Source organism: Citrobacter sp. Cpo037 (assembly GCF_030332945.1).
Lineage (GTDB): Bacteria > Pseudomonadota > Gammaproteobacteria > Enterobacterales > Enterobacteriaceae > Citrobacter > Citrobacter portucalensis.
The window spans coordinates 164,837-183,575 of record NZ_JAOWGW010000072.1 but is presented as its reverse complement, the minus strand read 5'-3'; the positions used below and the strand labels follow the sequence as shown (position 1 = coordinate 183,575).

Annotated in this window: 18 protein-coding genes; 11 read left to right on the top strand and 7 right to left on the bottom strand. The window is 50.9% G+C overall.

The window, feature by feature from the left end; translation table 11 throughout:
• Positions 1-12: 12 nt before the first annotated feature.
• Both OGX94_RS18550 and aqpZ read right to left on the bottom strand, forming a co-directional pair.
• Complete coding sequence (locus OGX94_RS18550; protein ID WP_149335161.1) at positions 13-912, bottom strand: LysO family transporter; 900 nt, start codon at positions 910-912, stop codon at positions 13-15.
• Positions 913-1,180: 268 nt separating this feature from the next.
• On the bottom strand, positions 1,181-1,876 hold the full coding sequence (gene aqpZ, locus OGX94_RS18545) for an aquaporin Z (protein ID WP_286569729.1): 696 nt from the start codon (positions 1,874-1,876) through the stop codon (positions 1,181-1,183).
• 372 nt (positions 1,877-2,248) lie between these two features.
• Here aqpZ and OGX94_RS18540 point away from each other — a divergent pair, with 372 nt between their 5' ends.
• Positions 2,249-3,907, top strand: coding sequence for an ATP-dependent endonuclease (locus OGX94_RS18540; protein ID WP_003834292.1), 1,659 nt, complete (start codon positions 2,249-2,251; stop codon positions 3,905-3,907).
• Here OGX94_RS18540 and OGX94_RS18535 read toward each other — a convergent pair.
• Positions 3,904-4,854, bottom strand: a complete 951-nt coding sequence (locus OGX94_RS18535; protein ID WP_003834290.1) for a VirK/YbjX family protein — start codon at positions 4,852-4,854, stop codon at positions 3,904-3,906. The two genes, OGX94_RS18540 and OGX94_RS18535, sit on opposite strands and share 4 nt — an antisense overlap.
• 159 nt (positions 4,855-5,013) lie before the next feature.
• Here OGX94_RS18535 and macA point away from each other — a divergent pair, with 159 nt between their 5' ends.
• Entirely contained in the window at positions 5,014-6,129 is a 1,116-nt protein-coding gene (macA, locus tag OGX94_RS18530) for a macrolide transporter subunit MacA (RefSeq protein ID WP_148361767.1), read from the top strand.
• The gene (macB, locus tag OGX94_RS18525; RefSeq protein ID WP_257661825.1) at positions 6,126-8,072 is read left to right on the top strand and encodes a macrolide ABC transporter ATP-binding protein/permease MacB; all 1,947 of its coding nucleotides are present in this window, start codon (positions 6,126-6,128) and stop codon (positions 8,070-8,072) included. The genes macA and macB overlap by 4 nt, the downstream gene beginning before the upstream one ends.
• 74 nt (positions 8,073-8,146) lie before the next feature.
• On the opposite strand, the gene cspD is transcribed toward macB, so the two are convergent.
• Positions 8,147-8,371, bottom strand: a complete 225-nt coding sequence (cspD, locus tag OGX94_RS18520; protein WP_003036813.1) for a cold shock-like protein CspD — start codon at positions 8,369-8,371, stop codon at positions 8,147-8,149.
• 323 nt (positions 8,372-8,694) lie between these two features.
• Here cspD and clpS point away from each other — a divergent pair, with 323 nt between their 5' ends.
• Positions 8,695-9,015, top strand: coding sequence for an ATP-dependent Clp protease adapter ClpS (gene clpS / locus OGX94_RS18515; protein WP_003036810.1), 321 nt, complete (start codon positions 8,695-8,697; stop codon positions 9,013-9,015).
• Between the two features lie 30 nt (positions 9,016-9,045).
• Positions 9,046-11,322 carry an ATP-dependent Clp protease ATP-binding subunit ClpA gene (gene clpA, locus OGX94_RS18510; RefSeq protein ID WP_003036804.1) on the top strand — a complete coding sequence of 759 codons (2,277 nt, stop codon included), beginning with the start codon at positions 9,046-9,048 and terminating at the stop codon, positions 11,320-11,322.
• A gap of 203 nt (positions 11,323-11,525) precedes the next feature.
• On the opposite strand, the gene OGX94_RS18505 is transcribed toward clpA, so the two are convergent.
• On the bottom strand, positions 11,526-12,533 hold the full coding sequence (locus OGX94_RS18505) for a phage integrase (RefSeq protein WP_180566261.1): 1,008 nt from the start codon (positions 12,531-12,533) through the stop codon (positions 11,526-11,528).
• Positions 12,534-12,678: 145 nt separating this feature from the next.
• Complete coding sequence (locus OGX94_RS18500; RefSeq protein ID WP_000106734.1) at positions 12,679-12,978, bottom strand: helix-turn-helix domain-containing protein; 300 nt, start codon at positions 12,976-12,978, stop codon at positions 12,679-12,681.
• A gap of 123 nt (positions 12,979-13,101) precedes the next feature.
• Here OGX94_RS18500 and OGX94_RS18495 point away from each other — a divergent pair, with 123 nt between their 5' ends.
• Both OGX94_RS18495 and OGX94_RS18490 read left to right on the top strand, forming a co-directional pair.
• Positions 13,102-13,377, top strand: coding sequence for a regulatory phage cox family protein (locus OGX94_RS18495; RefSeq protein WP_000043870.1), 276 nt, complete (start codon positions 13,102-13,104; stop codon positions 13,375-13,377).
• A 22-nt stretch (positions 13,378-13,399) separates the two neighbouring features.
• Positions 13,400-13,747 (top strand): hypothetical protein, encoded by a 348-nt coding sequence (locus OGX94_RS18490; protein ID WP_200080770.1) that lies wholly within the window; start codon positions 13,400-13,402, stop codon positions 13,745-13,747.
• A gap of 4 nt (positions 13,748-13,751) precedes the next feature.
• Here OGX94_RS18490 and OGX94_RS18485 read toward each other — a convergent pair whose 3' ends face one another.
• Positions 13,752-14,213, bottom strand: a complete 462-nt coding sequence (locus tag OGX94_RS18485; protein WP_180566260.1) for a hypothetical protein — start codon at positions 14,211-14,213, stop codon at positions 13,752-13,754.
• A gap of 138 nt (positions 14,214-14,351) precedes the next feature.
• Between OGX94_RS18485 and OGX94_RS18480 the strand changes: the two genes are divergently transcribed.
• The 4 genes from OGX94_RS18480 to OGX94_RS18465 all read left to right on the top strand — a co-directional run bounded on the left by OGX94_RS18480 (position 14,352) and on the right by OGX94_RS18465 (position 18,668).
• On the top strand, positions 14,352-14,573 hold the full coding sequence (locus OGX94_RS18480) for a phage filamentation protein Fil family protein (RefSeq protein WP_000366435.1): 222 nt from the start codon (positions 14,352-14,354) through the stop codon (positions 14,571-14,573).
• A 21-nt stretch (positions 14,574-14,594) separates the two neighbouring features.
• The gene (locus OGX94_RS18475) at positions 14,595-14,978 is read left to right on the top strand and encodes a hypothetical protein (protein ID WP_180566264.1); all 384 of its coding nucleotides are present in this window, start codon (positions 14,595-14,597) and stop codon (positions 14,976-14,978) included.
• 70 nt (positions 14,979-15,048) lie between these two features.
• Positions 15,049-16,053, top strand: a complete 1,005-nt coding sequence (locus OGX94_RS18470) for a DNA adenine methylase (RefSeq protein WP_233594539.1) — start codon at positions 15,049-15,051, stop codon at positions 16,051-16,053.
• A 14-nt stretch (positions 16,054-16,067) separates the two neighbouring features.
• Positions 16,068-18,668, top strand: coding sequence for a replication endonuclease (locus OGX94_RS18465; RefSeq protein WP_200080769.1), 2,601 nt, complete (start codon positions 16,068-16,070; stop codon positions 18,666-18,668).
• The last annotated feature ends 71 nt before the right edge of the window (positions 18,669-18,739 follow it).

Genomic DNA, 18,739 nt, shown 5'->3' with positions numbered 1-18,739 from the left:
TTTGTCCCGGCGTCAGGCGGAGAAAAACGCCATCAGCAGAGGCACTAACAGACTCAGAATAAAGCCGTGGACGATGGCTGCCGGGACCATTTCCAGACCGCCGCTGCGTTGTAAAACGGGCAGGGTGAAATCCATTGATGTTGCGCCGCATAATCCCAGCGCGGTAGAGCGGCTGCGGCCCACCATTCCTGGAATCAACATAATGGCGATCAGCTCACGGGCCAGGTCGTTAAAGAAGGCGGCACTACCAATTACGGGCCCGAATGATTCGGTTAACAGAATACCGGATAGGGAATACCAGCCAAAACCTGATGCCATCGCCAGCGCGGTTTTCAGCGGTAGACCGAGGATCAAGGCATTGATAACCCCCGCCAGCATCGAACTGGCGACGACGACGACGGCCACGATCATCCCCCGACGGTTCAGCACAATTTGCTTTAAGGTCATGCCGCTGTTGCGTAGTTGAATCCCCACCAGGAACAGTAAAAAGATTAACGTATATTCGCTGGCTTCGGTGGCATGCTGCAGAATGGGAAGCCCAGTGAGGCCGAGCAGGAAACCGACGACGACGACGCCGCAAAGCTGAAGCGACTCAAGCGCCATTGCAATTCGCGAGGGGAGCTTTTCTTGCTTGTGGTTGTGTCTCCAGGGCAGCGAACGCTCCAGCCAGAACAGCGCCGCAATATTACATAGCATAATGACTGTCACGCTGACCGCAGAATAATGAAGAATGGCTAACAGGTTGCTGGCGAGATTATCCAGAAACGCCAGGCTAATACCCATAAAAAAGAGAATAAGGTAGACGATCCAGCTTAACAGGCGATTGATAAGTTGTAATGCAGTCCTGTGCCGGAGCGGAATAAGGTAGCCCACAATAAGGGGAACCAGAATGATTAACAGCCCTGAAAACATGAAAATCAGATCCTTGCTGAGAAGTAAGACGAAATGCGTCACTATAACCTAAATAATTCAAGTTGCAGGAAGGCGGCAAGGGAGTGAATCCCCGGGAGCGTACATAAGTACGTGACTGGGGGGAGCGAGCGCAGTCAACACATCTGCAACTTGAAGTATAACGGGTATACACACTACTCAATGCAAAGAGGGGAGTAAAGTTGCAAATAAAAGGAAATATAGCGTGGAGAAAAAAGACCTGACAATAGTCAGGTCTTTTTGTTAGCGATTAATCGCGTTTTTCCAGCAGAGTGCGGTAAATAAGACCGCCGAGTACCCCACCGATGATCGGCATAACCCAGAAGAACCACAATTGTTGCAGTGCCCAACCGCCCTGGAAGATGGCGACTGCGGTACTACGTGCCGGGTTTACAGAAGTGTTGGTGACCGGAATACTGATCAAGTGAATCAGTGTTAACGCCAGACCAATTGCGATAGGTGCAAAACCTGCCGGAGCATGTTTATCGGTCGCGCCGTGGATCACTAATAAGAAACCTGCGGTCAGAATAATTTCAATGACGACGGCAGAAAGCATGGAATAACCGCCTGGTGAATGTTCACCAAAGCCGTTCGAAGCAAAACCACTGGCCGTTGCATCAAAACCTGCTTTATCGCTGGCAATAAGATACAGTGCCGCAGCTGCAACAATACCGCCCACAACCTGAGCAATAACGTAACCAATAACGTCTTTTGCCGGGAAGCGACCGCCAGCCCATAAACCGAAGGTTACCGCTGGGTTAAAGTGTCCACCGGAAATATGTCCTACGGCGAAAGCCATGGTCAGTACCGTCAGACCAAACGCCAGGGCCACACCGGCAAATCCAATACCCAACTCCGGGAATGCTGCGGCCAGTATTGCGCTACCGCACCCGCCAAAGACGAGCCAAAACGTACCGAAGAATTCAGCTGCTAATTTCCTGAACATAACCACCTCAATTAAAAGTTCCGGGTTCGAGTTCCTTGCCCGGTAATTCATCGCTAAAAAGGGACGATGATGAAAGAGCGGGTATTTTAGAAAAAAACATCATCCCTTCGCCAGTTAAATTGATGAAAAAATTTGATTTAAGGCAATATGTTGTTATTCCTTTATGAATATTGGATGAATGAAGCATAGTTCAATTAGGAAAAGGTGATGATTGAGTTCTGAAATAATATTCCGAGGAAAACATAAGAAGAATATTCTTATATTTTTCAATTTCTGCTACTAACCTCCTGATCATACCGGGTGTCCTGAGCGCCCGCTTGCCGTTATACTCCTGATAACTTGAAGGAAAAAGTTAGCATTTCCGGAGGCTATATGATTCTCGAACGCGTTGAGATTGTTGGATTTCGTGGTATTAACCGTCTGTCGTTGATGCTGGAGCAGAGCAACGTGCTGATTGGGGAGAACGCGTGGGGTAAATCCAGTCTGCTGGATGCCTTGACCCTGCTGCTGTCGCCGGAGTCAGACCTGTATCATTTTGTCCGCGAGGATTTCTGGTTCCCGCCGGGTGATATACAGGGCCGGGAACACCACCTGCACATTATCCTGACGTTTCGTGAATCCCAACCAGGTCGTCACCGGGTGCGCCGCTATCGTCCTCTGGAAGCCAGCTGGACGCCGTGCCAGGATGGCTATCACCGCATTTTTTATCGCCTGGAAGGCGAGTGTGCGGATGACGGTAGCGTTCTGACCTTGCGCAGTTTTCTTGACGGCGACGGCCATCCATTACCTCTCGATGACATTAACGATCAGGCGCGACACCTCGTGCGCCTGATGCCAGTACTGCGTCTGCGTGACGCGCGATTTATGCGACGGATCCGCAACGGTACGGTGCCAGATTCGGCGGATGTCGAAGTCACCGCCCGCCAACTGGATTTTCTGGCGCGTGAGCTGGCTACCCGGCCGCAAAACCTGACAGACGGGCAGATCCGTCAGGGTTTATCGGCCATGGTACAGCTGTTGGAGCACTATTTTTCCGAGCAGGGGGCTGGCCAGTCCCGCTACCGTCTGATGCGCCGTCGCTCCAATAACGAACAACGGAGCTGGCGCTATCTGGACATTATTAACCGCATGATTGATAAACCCGGCGGACGTACGCACCGGGTTATTCTGTTGGGCCTGTTTTCGACCTTGTTGCAGGCCAAAGGCACGCTAAGGCTGGATAAAGACGCCCGACCTTTATTGCTGGTGGAAGATCCAGAAACGCGTTTACATCCCATCATGCTGTCGGTGGCCTGGCACTTGTTGAATTTACTGCCTCTGCAGCGAGTGGCGACCACCAACTCCGGTGAGCTGCTGTCCCTTACGCCTGTTGAACATGTTGTTCGTCTGGTACGTGAATCATCCCGCGTCGCTGCCTGGCGGCTGGGGCCGGGTGGGATCAGTGCAGAAGATGGTCGGCGAATCGCATTTCATATTCGTTTTAATCGTGCGTCATCGTTGTTTGCCCGCTGCTGGCTGCTGGTAGAAGGTGAAACGGAAACCTGGGTGATTAACGAACTGGCCCGCCAGTGCGGACACCACTTTGATGCGGAAGGGATTAAAGTCATTGAATTTGCCCAGTCCGGTCTTAAGCCGCTGGTTAAATTCGCCCGCCGGATGGGAATAGAGTGGCATGTGCTGGTCGATGGAGATGAAGCCGGGAAAAAGTACGCCGCCACGGTACGTAGCTTATTGAATGACGACAGAGAGGAAGAGCGCGAGCATTTGACCATGCTCCCCGCGCTGGATATGGAACACTTTATGTATCGCCAGGGGTTTGCTGACGTCTTTCACCGGGTGGCGCAAATTCCGGAGAACGTGCCTATGAATATGCGCAAAATAATCTCCAAGGCGATTCATCGGTCGTCAAAACCGGATCTGGCGATCGAGGTGGCGATGGAAGCCGGGCGGAGGGGCGTTGATGCGGTGCCAACGCTGCTGCGAAAAATGTTTTCCCGCGTGCTGTGGCTGGCACGCGGCAGAGCGGATTAGTGGCGAAACATCGACGACAGCTGCGAATGGATGCTGTCCAGTAGCTGATAGCGGCGGCGGTATTCTGCGCGTTTTTTGCTCGCAATATCCGCCTCGCTTTTTCGCGCCAGCGTGCGCGGAATATGATAGTACCCGTTGCTGTCGCACTCACCGCCAACCGACTCCCAAAAAGTGTTGTAGTCGGAAAGGATTACCTTGTTTTTATCGTCGTAGCGCGGGCTGCGAAAAATATGCTGTTCATTGCTTACAGCCAGAATTTGTTCGATATTTAATTGTTCCGCAAAACAGCAAATGGCTTCCATCACAATACGTTTTGGGAAAATCCCATGGCATGATTTGGTCGCTTTTTGAATTTCTTCATGTGGCAGTAATCGGCTGCCTCCCTGTAACCCGCCAATAAACAGTGTACTGCTCCCTTCATAATTGCACAGCGTAAACGTCATTTCCGCTAAAGTCTCGCCAGTGCAATTGCGTACCAGAATGGTGCTTTCACCTTCTTTATCCAGTATGATGAATGAAGTCATTATTACGCTAAATACTTCGCTATTTTTTCCCTCAATTTGTGCTAGTTGTAATCCATCTTCACTTAAATAATTCTTAAATTCAGTGGCTGAAAAAAAGCTACGGATAGCATTGTAATGATAACGCACGGCATCCAGTTTCGTTTTGTGGTCAAGATTTTTCGCGAGATAGGCGCGATGCAAACGAACCGGCAATCGTGGCTGGCGTGCAAGTATGCTATCAAGGTCAGGCCATTGCGCCAACTCGGTCATCCATTCACGCGTTAATCGCGGCATAAGCGCTGAGCGCAACAAAAACTTACGACGAAAGCTACGCTGATGCCAAAATTGTCCGGGGCGCCAATGTCCGGTCATCAGGCTACAAAAGAGGCTAAAACTTGTAACTGGTTTTGAAGAATGAAAAGTGCTTTCAGTTAGCTGGCTCATAATATAAATCCGATTGATACCCTTGTACTAATTTCAGCACAGCGGATCTTAACCATTCATCAATAACTCTGTTATTCTTGCGCTTTTCAACGGCGATTTATTTAACGTTGATGTTTAGCACTCCACTCTGGTGGACGTATTGGGGGAATTGGGACATTGATGAAGCTCAAGGGAAAAATCAAAAAACGCTATTTTCTGTTCGCCATCATCCTTATTGTGGCGGTAATTGCACTTTGGCGAACGCTTAATGCGCCTTTACCTCAGTATCAAACATTAATTGTTCGTCCTGGCGATCTGCAGCAAAGCGTGTTGGCTACCGGTAAGCTGGATGCGCTGCGTAAAGTTGACGTCGGGGCGCAGGTCAGCGGGCAGTTAAAAACGCTGTCGGTTGCGATTGGCGATAAAGTAAAAAAGGATCAGTTGCTCGGCGTTATCGATCCTGAACAGGCGCAAAACCAAATCAAAGAGGTTGAAGCAACGCTGATGGAATTGCGCGCCCAGCGTTTACAAGCCGAAGCTGAGTGGAAGCTGGCGCGGGTTACTCTTTCCCGCCAACAACAGCTGGCGAAAACCCAGGCTGTTTCACAGCAGGATCTCGACACGGCGGCCACCGAAATGGCGGTCAAACAGGCGCAAATTGGCACAATTGACGCGCAAATTAAACGTAATCAGGCCTCACTCGATACGGCAAAAACCAACCTTGATTACACCCGCATCGTTGCGCCAATGGCTGGCGAAGTAACGCAAATTACTACGCTGCAAGGGCAAACCGTTATTGCCGCCCAGCAGGCCCCTAATATTCTGACGCTGGCGGATATGAGCACCATGCTGGTAAAAGCGCAGGTTTCTGAGGCTGATGTAATTCACCTGCATCCAGGGCAAAAGGCCTGGTTTACCGTGCTGGGCGATCCGCAAACACGCTATGAAGGTAAACTCAAAGATGTTCTTCCGACGCCAGAGAAAGTGAATGATGCGATTTTCTACTATGCCCGCTTCGAAGTTCCAAACCCGAAAGGGATCCTGCGTCTGGATATGACCGCGCAGGTCCATATCCAGCTCACGGATGTCAAAAATGTCCTGACCATCCCGCTGTCGGCGCTGGGCGATCCTATTGGCAATAATCGTTATAACGTCAGGCTGCTGCGTAACGGCGAAACCCGCGAACGTGAAGTGGTTATCGGCGCGCGTAATGACACCGATGTGGAGATCGTGAAAGGGCTGGAAGAGGGGGATGAAGTCATTACCGGTGAGGGCAACGCTGGAGCTGCAAAATGACAGCATTGCTTGAGCTGAGCCATATCCGCCGCAGCTATCCGTCAGGTGAAGGCCAGGTTGAGGTGTTGAAGGACGTATCCTTGAGCATTCAGGCCGGGGAAATGGTGGCGATTGTCGGGGCGTCGGGTTCGGGTAAATCGACGCTGATGAACATTCTCGGCTGTCTGGATAAGCCAACCAGCGGTACGTATCGCGTTGCCGGACGCGATGTCTCTACGCTGGATAGCGATGCGCTAGCGCAACTCCGTCGTGAGCATTTTGGTTTTATCTTCCAGCGCTATCACCTGCTGTCGCATTTAACCGCCGCACAAAACGTTGAGGTACCCGCGGTCTACGCTGGCACTGAACGTAAGCAGCGCCTGGCGCGTGCGCAGGAATTACTCCAGCGGCTGGGGTTGGGTGACCGGGTTGACTATCAACCTTCCCAGCTTTCCGGTGGTCAGCAGCAGCGGGTCAGTATCGCGCGTGCGCTGATGAACGGGGGGCAGGTTATTCTTGCCGACGAACCCACCGGTGCACTGGATAGCCATTCCGGCGAAGAGGTGATGGCGATTTTGCATCAGCTGCGCGATCGCGGGCATACGGTAATTATCGTTACTCACGACAGCCAGGTCGCCGCGCAGGCCGAACGGGTCATTGAAATTCGTGACGGCGAGATTGTGCGCAATCCACCGCCACAGAAACCCTCTGGCGGACGCGATATCGCGGAGCCAACGGTGAAAACGGCATCCGGCTGGAGCCAATTTGTCAGCGGTTTTCGTGAAGCGCTTACCATGGCCTGGCTGGCAATGGCCGCGAATAAAATGCGAACGCTACTGACCATGCTTGGGATCATCATCGGTATTGCTTCGGTGGTGTCGATCGTGGTGGTAGGCGATGCGGCTAAACAACTGGTACTGGCAGATATTCGCGCTATTGGTACTAACACCATTGATATCTATCCTGGCAAAGACTTCGGCGACGACGATCCGCAATATCAACAGGCGTTGAGGTATGACGATTTGACGGCGCTACAGAAGCAGCCCTGGGTCAGTTCAGTAACGCCTGCAGTGTCGAAGAACCTGCGGTTACGCTATGGCAACATCGATGTTGCTGCCAGTGCTAATGGCGTTAGCGGCGACTATTTCAACGTCTACGGCATGACATTTAGCGAAGGGACCACCTTTAACGCCGAGCAACTGGCGGGGCGTGCTCAGGTGGTGGTGCTCGACAGCAATACCCGTCGTCAGTTGTTCCCCAACAAAGCGAAAGTTGTTGGCGAGGTCGTGCTGGTGGGGAATATGCCTGCCACGGTGATTGGTGTTGCAGAAGAGAAACAGTCGATGTTTGGCAGTAGCAAGATCCTGCGTGTCTGGCTGCCTTACAGCACTATGTCCGGGCGCATAATGGGACAGTCGTGGCTGAACTCGATCACCGTGCGGGTGAAGGATGGTTTTGACAGTGCCAAGGCCGAACAGCAACTGACCCGACTGTTGACGTTGCGCCACGGTAAGAAGGATTTCTTCACCTGGAATATGGACGGTATCTTGAAAACCGCCGAAAAGACCACACGTACATTACAACTCTTCCTGACGCTGGTGGCGGTGATTTCGCTGGTGGTCGGTGGGATTGGCGTGATGAATATTATGCTGGTTTCGGTAACCGAACGAACGCGTGAGATTGGCATTCGTATGGCGGTTGGCGCTCGCGCCAGTGACGTGCTGCAACAGTTCTTAATTGAAGCAGTGTTGGTGTGTCTGGTTGGCGGCGCGTTGGGCATTAGCCTGTCGATGCTGATCGCCTTTACGCTACAGCTATTTCTGCCGGGCTGGGAAATTGGATTTTCACCCGTCGCGCTGTTGACGGCTTTCCTGTGTTCGACTGCAACCGGGGTGTTGTTTGGCTGGCTACCGGCGCGGAATGCGGCACGTCTGGATCCGGTAGATGCTCTGGCGCGGGAATAATGCCACAGATATAAAAATGCCAGCCGCAAGGGCTGGCATTTTGACTGCGGGATGTACACAATGAGACAGAAGAGCTATGCGACAGCTTCTGCTTCAATGACAGGCACGATGACACTGGCATGATTGCCTTTTGGCCCCTGGTGGACATCAAACTGGACAGACTGTCCGGCTTTTAGCGTTCTGTAACCATCCATCTGAATGGTGGAGTAATGGGCGAAAATATCTTCGCCGCCGCCTTCGGGGCAAATGAAACCAAACCCTTTGGCGTTGTTGAACCACTTAACAGTACCCGTTTCCATACTTCGACATCCTTCGTAAATCTTATATAAGTAAGATGGAATGAACCGGTGGCGGAGTGGGGGCTGTTCAAAACCTCGCCAACTCTCGAAACTACAATTTAGAGAAATCAGGCGGGGCGTCAAGCGCCATACAGACGGAATAGGGTAAAAATGCATCAAAATTTGAAGCAGTTAACGCTATTGTCGGTTATGTGACAGATGTCGCGGATGGCACTAATAGATGATAGTTATCTAATACTTGAGGTAGATTGATTGTGCGCATAGGCTGCTTGTCAGCGGCAAGATTTTCTGCCGGAAACCGTAACTGAAGATGACGACTGACAATGGGTAAGACGAACGACTGGCTGGATTTCGATCTGCTGGCGGAAGATAAATTGCGCGACGCGCTAAAACCGCCATCTATGTATAAAGTGATATTAGTCAATGATGATTACACTCCGATGGAGTTTGTTATTGACGTGTTACAAAAATTCTTTTCTTATGATGTAGAACGTGCAACGCAACTGATGCTTGCAGTTCACTATCAAGGCAAAGCTATCTGCGGTGTGTTCACTGCCGAAGTGGCTGAAACCAAAGTAGCGATGGTGAACAAATATGCGAGGGAGAACGAGCATCCGTTGCTGTGTACGCTGGAAAAAGCCTGAATGCAGGCATAAACATTGGGGGAGGTGCCTATGCTCAATCAAGAACTGGAACTCAGTTTAAACATGGCTTTCGCCAGAGCGCGCGAGCACCGACATGAGTTTATGACCGTCGAGCACTTGTTACTGGCGTTGCTCAGTAACCCATCGGCCCGCGAAGCGCTGGAAGCGTGTTCTGTGGATCTGGTGGCGCTCCGTCAGGAACTCGAAGCCTTCATTGAACAGACCACACCTGTATTGCCTGCCAGTGAGGAAGAACGCGACACGCAGCCAACGTTGAGTTTTCAGCGTGTACTGCAACGCGCGGTCTTTCATGTTCAGTCCTCCGGGCGCAATGAAGTTACCGGCGCAAATGTGCTGGTCGCTATCTTCAGCGAGCAGGAATCTCAGGCGGCTTATCTGCTGCGTAAGCATGAAGTAAGTCGTCTTGATGTGGTGAATTTTATTTCTCATGGCACGCGCAAAGACGAACCCAGCCAGTCTTCTGACTCTGGGAATCAGCCAAATAACGAAGAGCAAGCTGGCGGGGAGGACCGTATGGAAAACTTCACGACTAACCTTAACCAGCTTGCCCGAGTGGGCGGAATTGATCCGCTCATTGGCCGGGACAAAGAGCTGGAGCGCGCCATTCAGGTACTGTGCCGTCGCAGAAAAAACAACCCGCTGCTGGTGGGAGAGTCTGGTGTCGGTAAAACCGCCATTGCCGAAGGTCTCGCCTGGCGTATCGTCCAGGGTGATGTGCCTGAAATTATGGCTGATTGTACTCTTTACTCCCTGGATATCGGCTCGCTGCTGGCAGGCACCAAATATCGCGGTGATTTTGAAAAACGCTTTAAGGCGCTGTTGAAACAGCTGGAACAGGATACTAACAGCATTCTGTTTATCGATGAGATCCACACCATTATCGGTGCGGGTGCGGCATCGGGCGGCCAGGTGGATGCGGCTAACCTTATCAAGCCGTTGCTCTCCAGCGGGAAGATTCGTGTGATAGGGTCCACAACCTATCAGGAATTCAGCAATATCTTTGAAAAAGATCGTGCGTTAGCGCGTCGTTTCCAGAAAATCGATGTCACTGAGCCATCGGTAGAAGAGACCGTGCAGATAATCAACGGTCTGAAGCCGAAATACGAAGCGCACCATGACGTCCGCTATACCGCCAAAGCGGTGCGTGCAGCGGTCGAACTGGCGGTGAAATACATTAACGATCGTCATCTGCCGGATAAAGCGATTGACGTGATTGATGAGGCGGGCGCGCGTGCGCGTCTGATGCCGGTCAGCAAGCGCAAGAAAACCGTCAACGTGGCGGATATCGAGTCCGTTGTGGCCCGCATTGCGCGGATCCCGGAGAAGAGCGTTTCGCAGAGCGATCGCGACACGCTGAAAAACCTGGGCAACCGTCTGAAAATGCTGGTATTCGGACAAGATAAAGCCATTGAGGCGCTGACTGAAGCGATCAAAATGAGCCGTGCCGGTCTGGGACACGAGCATAAACCGGTCGGTTCGTTCCTGTTTGCCGGACCAACTGGCGTCGGTAAGACCGAAGTCACGGTGCAGTTGTCCAAAGCACTCGGCATTGAACTGCTGCGTTTTGATATGTCCGAATATATGGAACGCCACACCGTCAGCCGCCTGATTGGTGCGCCTCCGGGGTATGTCGGTTTCGACCAGGGCGGTTTGCTGACCGATGCTGTTATTAAGCATCCGCATGCGGTACTGCTGCTGGATGAAATCGAAAAAGCACACCCGGATGTCTTTAACCTGCTGTTGCAGGTGATGGATAACGGCACGCTGACCGACAATAACGGGCGTAAAGCGGATTTCCGCAATGTGGTGCTGGTCATGACCACCAACGCCGGTGTGCGTGAAACTGAGCGTAAATCGATTGGGTTGATTCATCAGGACAATAGTACTGATGCAATGGGCGAAATCAAAAAAGTGTTTACGCCGGAATTCCGTAACCGCCTCGACAACATTATCTGGTTTGATCATCTCTCTACCGAGGTGATTCATCAGGTTGTTGATAAGTTTATCGTCGAGCTTCAGGTTCAGCTGGATCAGAAAGGTGTCTCTCTGGAAGTGAGCCAGGAAGCACGTGACTGGCTGGCAGAGAAAGGCTACGACCGCGCAATGGGCGCACGTCCAATGACGCGTGTTGTCCAGGATAACCTGAAAAAACCATTGGCTAACGAACTGCTGTTCGGTTCGCTGGTGGATGGTGGCCAGGTGACCGTTGCGCTGGATAAAGAGAAAAATGAGCTGACTTATGGTTTCCAGAGTGCGCAAAAGCACAAGCCAGAAGCTGCACATTAATCTTTAATCACCTAATCAGCCGGGCGTAATGCCCGGTTTTTTTTCGCCTGATAAAAGTGATTTGAATTGGGATATTCAGGGAGTTTAAACGGCAGGCAAAAAATAAGCCTGCGTAAGGGCGTTTTTCAGGGTAGGTAACATAGGCTTTCAGCGGTGCAATGCGGGTTTGCGCGGCACGCAAGACCACTGAAAGCCATAATAAACTACCCTACTGTGGACACAGTGTGGACACTCTGGGAGTCAACACCACCACGCAGCGGATTGAGTGAAACAGCATCCTGAAGATACTCCGGGGCAAAGTGCGCATAGACCATTGTCTGCTCTATTCGTGAATGTCCCAGTATTCTCTGCAAGGTGATGATACTCCCGCCGTTAATCATAAAGTGGGTAGCAAAACTGTGACGCAATGCGTGAGTTGCTTGCCCGTCCGGTAGATCCGGTTTTACATCTTTCATTGTTCGCCTGAATTTCGGATATGAGGCATCAGGGAACAGATAACCTTTACCCGCAATCATTACAGCAACTTCCTCAGAGATAGGGACAGTGCGCGGTTTGTTCGTCTTTGTTTTAACGAACGTCACCCGATTCTGTATTACGTTCTCAGCTTTCAGTTTCGCGGCTTCACCCCATCGAGCGCCGGTACTTAAACAGAGAATCGCGATTTTCTTGTTGTCCCCGTCAAGATTGGCAAGTAACAATGTTATTTCTTCCTGCGTCAGATAACCTGTTTCTGGTTTCTGCTCCTTGAGCTTTTTCATCCCTCTGAAAGGGTGTTCGCCAAAAAACAACTCTGCATCAATTAGCGCAGTAAACATACCACTCAGGCAGGTAAGGTCGCGGTTAATACTGGCCGGTTTTATGCCTTGCCCTCTGCGAGTCATGCTGTACTGGCTAATAAGCGCTTTGGTTATCTGGAACGCGCAAGGGTCATCAGTGATCCGGGTAAAGATTTCAATCTTACCCAAATTGGATTTTCCGTGTTCTTCATGCTTACCTTTCAGATCCCACCAGACTTTTGTTAATTCAGACAGATGCCGCTTATCTGTCGGTTTAGCCAACCAATCTTTGTTGTGGTGGTTGTACTGCGTATGTTTTTCAAAAGCGATAGCTTCACTTTTCTTATCGAACTTCCTGCGGATGCGCTTTCCGTTGCGCCCTGCAGGTCTGACGTCCACTTCATATCGACCATCATCGAGTTTCTTAATTGTCATAAGACCCCCAAATGAATGGTGCTAGGTTGCGTTTTCTTTGCTGCTGTTAATTTTCCCTTGCGCTTAGATTTCACAAACTTGTTGTGCTTGTTGTATTTGGCAACAAGTAAACAAATTTTGTAATAAAGATGCGCCTGGTGAATGGTTAACCAATCTTTTGGTCTGAGTGCTGCGATGTTGTTACATCTTGCCCAAAGTGTGCGAGGGCCGGTGCTATCTGACCGGCTTCGGGAGCAACCTGATCTGTCATAAACCACAACGTGTATTTGCTAAATCTGGGGTGCTGGAGAATTTTCATCGTTACGTCAGTGGGTGGCGTAGTTCTTCCGCTCTCATAATAAGTTAGAGAACTGTAAGGAACTCCTGTTATTTCAGCGAATTGCTTCCGGTTTAGTCGCTCTGACTCACGAACTAACGCTAGTTTTTCGCTTATGGGCGTTGACATGTTATCAAGATCCTCTAATATTATCGAAACTCTCTAATGTGGTTTTAGATGTTGTCAATGTGCATCAAAGCCCATTAAAGAACTTTGAAACCCATTGGTTAGATCTAGATACGAGGTTAGCAGATGAGCAAACAAGTTGTCAGTATTAGTGATGCTGTCCCGTACCAGGAGTTTGCAAAACTGATCGGCAAAACACCGGCAGCAGTAAGGGGAATGATTGAAAAAGGAAAGCTACCCGTAGTTGAGATGACCGATCCGCAATCAACTTCCGGGCGGGCAGGTGAGTACTGGGTCTACCTCCCAGCCTGGAACAACGGAATGAAAATGGCGTATGAGAGCCGCCCGAAGGAAATTAGGGAAGGGTGGTTAATGTGGTTGGGTCTGGGCAATCCATCATAAGCAACTTACAGGGCTGAATAAAATGGACACGGCAAAAATCTTTAAACTCTCAGATAGTCATATAGCATTATCAAATGTGTTTATTCATATAAATGATAAAAGAACACCGGCCGGTAATTATTTTTTTCGTCTTGATCAGTTGAATAGTATCTCAGTAGTGAATAACTCAGGACTAACACCTTTGTTATGTGTTGCGGGAGGGTTTATTGATCCTACTGTTACTTATGAGCAATTCATGAGTTTTCTTTTTCAGGTATTTGATGAAATATCAAAATCTGATAACAGCATTCAAATTTATGAATTGATTGTTGATGATGAAACCGTGCGAGATGTTCCACCCCGCACAAGAAAAATTGTAACGCCACAATGACTGCTTACTTTACCCATTTACTAGATGGGTGAATGTCGCCGATGTTATGTGCATGTTCAAAGGATTTTGTGAAGCCCAGGCCAGGAATGGCAATATCAAACTGGTCAAGAATTGGAGCGTCGACAATTGAATTACAGAAAATCTTGGCTTTTTGTTTGGCAAGTTCTAATGAGTCAAAGCCTTTTTCTGAGCTTTCGGCGATTTTAGATCGTACTCCATTGAATGAAAAAAATAATGTCCAATGCCAGCGGGAATCAATCTGTTTGAAAATAACTGTTGCTGGGGAGGGGCTATCGCTATTGTCATTGTCAATAAATGTTGGTGATTCCATGCCGGTTACAAATTTTTCAAGGTCATTAATAGCCTCTGGCCGTGTTTCAAATAAAGTGCTTTCAAAAATAGGTGAGCCGGAGGAGAGAACCCAGTGTGCGCCATGGTTTACTTTTAAAAAAACATTGAATTTCATTACAACTCCTTCTGTGTTGGTGATTGTTATGCCTGATTCACCTCTCAAAGTTTCACAGGCATAGCGATGTTATCACAGGAAACACGCGCCGGGCGTGGGGTTGTATCCCGGCACTTTTTGAATATGACGGAGATCAACATGGACTTAACACAATGCCCTTCACTTGCCAGCCTGCTCACCCACGGCCAGCAGATCACCCACCGTCAGCATCAACGCGGCTGGATTGAAACCCCGGACGGGCGGTTCTTCCAGCCTAAAGCGGCAGATGTTCAATTTGTTAAAAACTGCCGTGTACCGTTTATGTCGCGCCCGCGTAATAAGCGCCGCTGGTTTTCCCGCTTAATGGGCATCTTTGCGTAGTTCGGGGAGGTGGTTATGTTGATGGATAAGACAGGACAACAGCCTGGCCGCCGCCAGTTCTTAGAGCAACGGGCGCGACTGCAAGCAAGTTTGAACGCCTCACGCGTGAACGACACTGCAACCCGGTTTAACCGCCTGGATGATGCCTATAAAAAGGTGATTTTCATCCTGGCAAACGATGCGTCCAGATACATAGCCGGAATGCCGAAACTGACCGCCAAACAGTTGGGTTGCACTTACGAAAATCTAACCGAAAAGGAGCAAACGTGCCTTTTGATGGGCATTAAGCGCCTTTCCGAATTTGCAGCATCAATGCCGTGGGAATTTGAGGACTACGCCGCACCACGCGCCGAAATTCAGGCGATACGCGACAAACCACCCGCGCCAGATAACGCAGTCAATTAATAACTAACTACCCACATAAAAGAAACAGACGCTAACGCGTCGGGCTTCTTGCACCCTGGAGAAAGTAAAAATGATTCGATCTCTCGTTAAATGGCCCGGTGGTAAAGGCCGCGTTATGCCTGATTTGCTGCCGATTCTGCCAAAAGCCGATTGCCTGGTGGAACCGTTTGTCGGCGGTGCTTCTGTTTTCCTCAATACTGAATATCGCCGTTATATCCTGAGTGATATCAACCCAGATTTAATTAACCTGTATCGCCAGATAACCCGCTGGCCTGATGCGGTGATAGACGCTGCTCGCCCGCTGTTTAAAGTGTACGGCGATAAAGACGGCTATAAGTGGATCCGCGACGATTTCAACGCTCGCGCCCATGACCTTCTGTCATCGCGCAATGTGTTTGAGGACGGACCGGACACGGGCAAGATTCTTCGTGCAGCACAATTTCTTTACCTGAACCGTCACGGATATAACGGCGTAGTACGCTACAACCAACAGGGTGGATATAACGTTCCCTTTGGGCGACACAAAACCCCGCCTTATTTCCCGGAAGAACAGATCCGTTTATTCTCTGAAAAAGCTAACGACACGAAAGCTATTTTCGTGTGCTGCGATTTCCAGAGCACGTTAAAAATCATGATTGGTAGTGACGCGGTTATCTACTGCGATCCGCCATACCTGCCAGCAAGCGACACCGCTAATTTCACCCAATACCACACTGCCCCGTTTGGCATTAAAGAGCATCGCCAGTTAGCTGCCGCCCTGCTGGATACTAACCGCCTTACTGGTTCGCCGGTGATCCTGTCAAATAGCGACACCCCAGCTACCCGCGAGATTTATCGCGCTTTCAACTTCCAGGAAATCAGCGTTAACCGTTCTGTCAGCGCGAACGCCATTACCCGAGGGGCCGCCAGTGAAGTAATCGGCGTGCTGCCTGTCTGTGATGGCTGCGGGCGCTATGAAGGTGGTCACTGTGCGAAATGTTGCCCAGGTATCGCCGCATGTGAGGAGGGATGGTCGTTTGATTGTCGAGGCAACTGCGATATTTGCGAGCCGTCCGATAACCCGGAAACGTGGTAATAGCGAGGCATCCCATGTCTGACGCCGCTTTTGCATGGTCCTGGAACGCGCCGCGCCCAGCTGTTGGCCTGTACACCTACGAACCGAAAAAAATCGCCCCGCTTGCCGGGGCGGTGGCGCATCATCCTGCCGTAAAAAAACACATCGATCACATCTTCAAACGCGCCGGTTACAACCCCGACGATGTTCGCGACCGTAACGCGCTTATCCAGGCGCTGGATAGGTACGAACCGTGCGGCCTGCCACTGGCCGTCCATCAAAATATAATCCGGCAGGAAATGGAAGCCGCCAAAGCTACGGCGGCAGCCTGGGCCAATACGTCGGAAGGTGTCGAAGCGCGTTTATTATCAGAGCCGTTCTTCATTCGTGAAGTCTGGCGCAAAAAAATTGAATGGTTACGGGCCAACCGTGAAGCCAGACACACCAATGATTTTCTTATGGGGACCGTGAAAAAATCATTGCTGCGTCTTGATGTTGTGCGCACAAGGCAAGGTGTTTCGCCTGATCTCACCGGCGAACTGGCCGCGTACTGGTTCGGGCGCTGGCAACGACTGGCTGATTTCACAAAGCGGGAGGCACTAAGCGCCGCTAATGAGATCGCCAGCCGCATGGCTGAAATGCTTGGGACGGAATGCGAAGCCCTGGGGCGGAATGTTTCCGACATGAACGTCGAAGAACTGGACTGGCTTTATTGCCACCTGGGCCGCGAAATGCTGGCGCTTCGTATTGTGCCGCCTGCATGGTATGCGCCGTGGGAACGCGAGCGCATATGCACGGCCATTTTGCGTATGGCTTCACCTGACTGGTGGGGGCGCAAAATCTGGCGCTTGCGTTGTGACTGGCGCGAGAACCAGCTGCGTGCTGTTGGCGCGGTAAATAAAAAAGCGCACGTCTACGTTAGCGCTTCCAGCCTGATCGAGTGGCAGGAACAGCGCCGTAAGAACCGGGATTTTTTCAAAAGTCATGAACTGGTAGACGAAGACGGCAACGTTTCGTCGCTTGAGGAAATGATTAATAAATCCACGTCTAACCCGGCTATTCGTCGCCATGAGCTTATGGCCCGAATGGCTGGGGTTGAACTTGTCGCCCAAAGTCGCGGCGATGTTGGCATCTTCCTGACCATTACTTGCCCGTCGAAATATCACAGCAATATTGCGTCCGGCCACCATAACGCCAAATGGAATCATTCCACCGTCGCCCAGGCGCAGCGCTATTTATGCCGTGTATGGAACCGGGCAACCGCCAAACTGAAACGCGAAGATTTGCGCCCTTATGGCTTCCGCGTCGCCGAACCGCATCACGATGGGACGCCACACTGGCACGCGTTGCTATTTATGCCACAAGAGCAGGTTAAAGCCACGGTTGCGATCCTTCGCGCCTACTTCATTGCGGAAGACCGCGACGAGCTGGGCCGCAATACCGGTGCTCGTTTCAAGTCAAAAAAAATGGACCCACGGAAAGGGTCAGCAACGGCGTATATCGCCAAATACATTTCGAAGAATATCGACGGTCACGCGCTGGCCGGTGAACTGGACGACGAAAGCGGCAAGCCGCTGAATGAAACAGCCAAATATGCAATGGCCTGGGCGTCACTCCACCGCATCCGCCAGTTTCAGCCCATCGGACAGCCGCCCATATCGGTTTACCGCGAGCTGCGCAAACTGAGCAATCAGATCACGACCCGCCAGAAAATTGACAATACCTTCAAGCGCGGTGCGCCGTTGCTTGTGGATCCTGCAATGGATGCGGTTTGCGCCGCTGCCGATGTCGGGTGCTTTGCTACCTACATCATCCGCCAGGGTGGTGTTTTGATCCCGCGTGAAAACTATGTCGTCCGTCTAGCCTATCAGCCAGCTGATGAAATGAATGCTTATTGTGAGATCCCCGAAAAGGTTTTCGGGGTCTGGTCGCCGCGTCTGGGTGATGCCTCCCGTATTTGCACTCGTCTGGTTAAGTGGAAAATCCGCGCCAAATACAAAGCTAACACCGAGGCCCAAAACGGCCCCGGTTTGGGGGTTGATCTTTTGCCGTCGCCAACCGGCGACGCTTGGAGTTCTGTCAATAACTCTACGGAAGACGAAAAAATCACCGACTTTTCATCTGAAGGCGAGGTAAGGACAGAAAATTCAGATGATGAAATATCCGATTTTGACAGCATGACCGATTCCCAGCGTCGCAAATTGTGGAAACGGCTTCGTCAAGCACCGCCGACACGTCGGAACGTCGATCCCCCATATCACCCTGGCAGTGATTTAGATGTAGCCTGGCAGGCTGCCGCACAGAAATTAGAGTCCAGACGTATGGCTGAGGATGCCCGGCGCACTGAGCTGGCCCCGGTAATCACCGAACTAATGTTAGAGGCGAATATTTACGGGCTGGAACTTAGCGAAGCGCTGGCAGCGTCTTTGCTGGCTGGGGCCAGCCTAAATGACGGGGAAAGGATTCATCGGGCTAATTCCAGTGGGGTGCTTATCACCCATCGACAACTAAGTGATTCTGAGAAAGTCGGCAGATTGTGGGAGCGACTGCGGAATAACCACGGCATTGATACTGAAAAGCTACGGTTAGACCCGTTCGGGGAATATCAAAAAATGATTGAGGTGGTGAAGGGCTAACCGCAAACAGATGACATCAATCGCGAGGGGCGACACAACTCGTTGCGCCGGTTCGAGCGATTTTGCGGGCA

Coding starts and splice junctions, on each gene's coding strand:
- OGX94_RS18485 (WP_180566260.1), bottom strand. CDS start 14,213: ATGAAATTCAATGTTTTTTTAAAAGTAAACCATGGCGCACACTGGGTT.
- OGX94_RS18535 (WP_003834290.1), bottom strand. CDS start 4,854: ATGAGCCAGCTAACTGAAAGCACTTTTCATTCTTCAAAACCAGTTACA.
- OGX94_RS18550 (WP_149335161.1), bottom strand. CDS start 912: ATGTTTTCAGGGCTGTTAATCATTCTGGTTCCCCTTATTGTGGGCTAC.
- OGX94_RS18480 (WP_000366435.1), top strand. CDS start 14,352: ATGGACTTAACACAATGCCCTTCACTTGCCAGCCTGCTCACCCACGGC.
- cspD (WP_003036813.1), bottom strand. CDS start 8,371: ATGGAAACGGGTACTGTTAAGTGGTTCAACAACGCCAAAGGGTTTGGT.
- clpA (WP_003036804.1), top strand. CDS start 9,046: ATGCTCAATCAAGAACTGGAACTCAGTTTAAACATGGCTTTCGCCAGA.
- macA (WP_148361767.1), top strand. CDS start 5,014: ATGAAGCTCAAGGGAAAAATCAAAAAACGCTATTTTCTGTTCGCCATC.
- OGX94_RS18470 (WP_233594539.1), top strand. CDS start 15,049: ATGATTCGATCTCTCGTTAAATGGCCCGGTGGTAAAGGCCGCGTTATG.
- macB (WP_257661825.1), top strand. CDS start 6,126: ATGACAGCATTGCTTGAGCTGAGCCATATCCGCCGCAGCTATCCGTCA.
- OGX94_RS18475 (WP_180566264.1), top strand. CDS start 14,595: ATGGATAAGACAGGACAACAGCCTGGCCGCCGCCAGTTCTTAGAGCAA.
- OGX94_RS18490 (WP_200080770.1), top strand. CDS start 13,400: ATGGACACGGCAAAAATCTTTAAACTCTCAGATAGTCATATAGCATTA.
- aqpZ (WP_286569729.1), bottom strand. CDS start 1,876: ATGTTCAGGAAATTAGCAGCTGAATTCTTCGGTACGTTTTGGCTCGTC.
- OGX94_RS18495 (WP_000043870.1), top strand. CDS start 13,102: ATGAGCAAACAAGTTGTCAGTATTAGTGATGCTGTCCCGTACCAGGAG.
- OGX94_RS18500 (WP_000106734.1), bottom strand. CDS start 12,978: ATGTCAACGCCCATAAGCGAAAAACTAGCGTTAGTTCGTGAGTCAGAG.
- clpS (WP_003036810.1), top strand. CDS start 8,695: ATGGGTAAGACGAACGACTGGCTGGATTTCGATCTGCTGGCGGAAGAT.
- OGX94_RS18465 (WP_200080769.1), top strand. CDS start 16,068: ATGTCTGACGCCGCTTTTGCATGGTCCTGGAACGCGCCGCGCCCAGCT.
- OGX94_RS18540 (WP_003834292.1), top strand. CDS start 2,249: ATGATTCTCGAACGCGTTGAGATTGTTGGATTTCGTGGTATTAACCGT.
- OGX94_RS18505 (WP_180566261.1), bottom strand. CDS start 12,533: ATGACAATTAAGAAACTCGATGATGGTCGATATGAAGTGGACGTCAGA.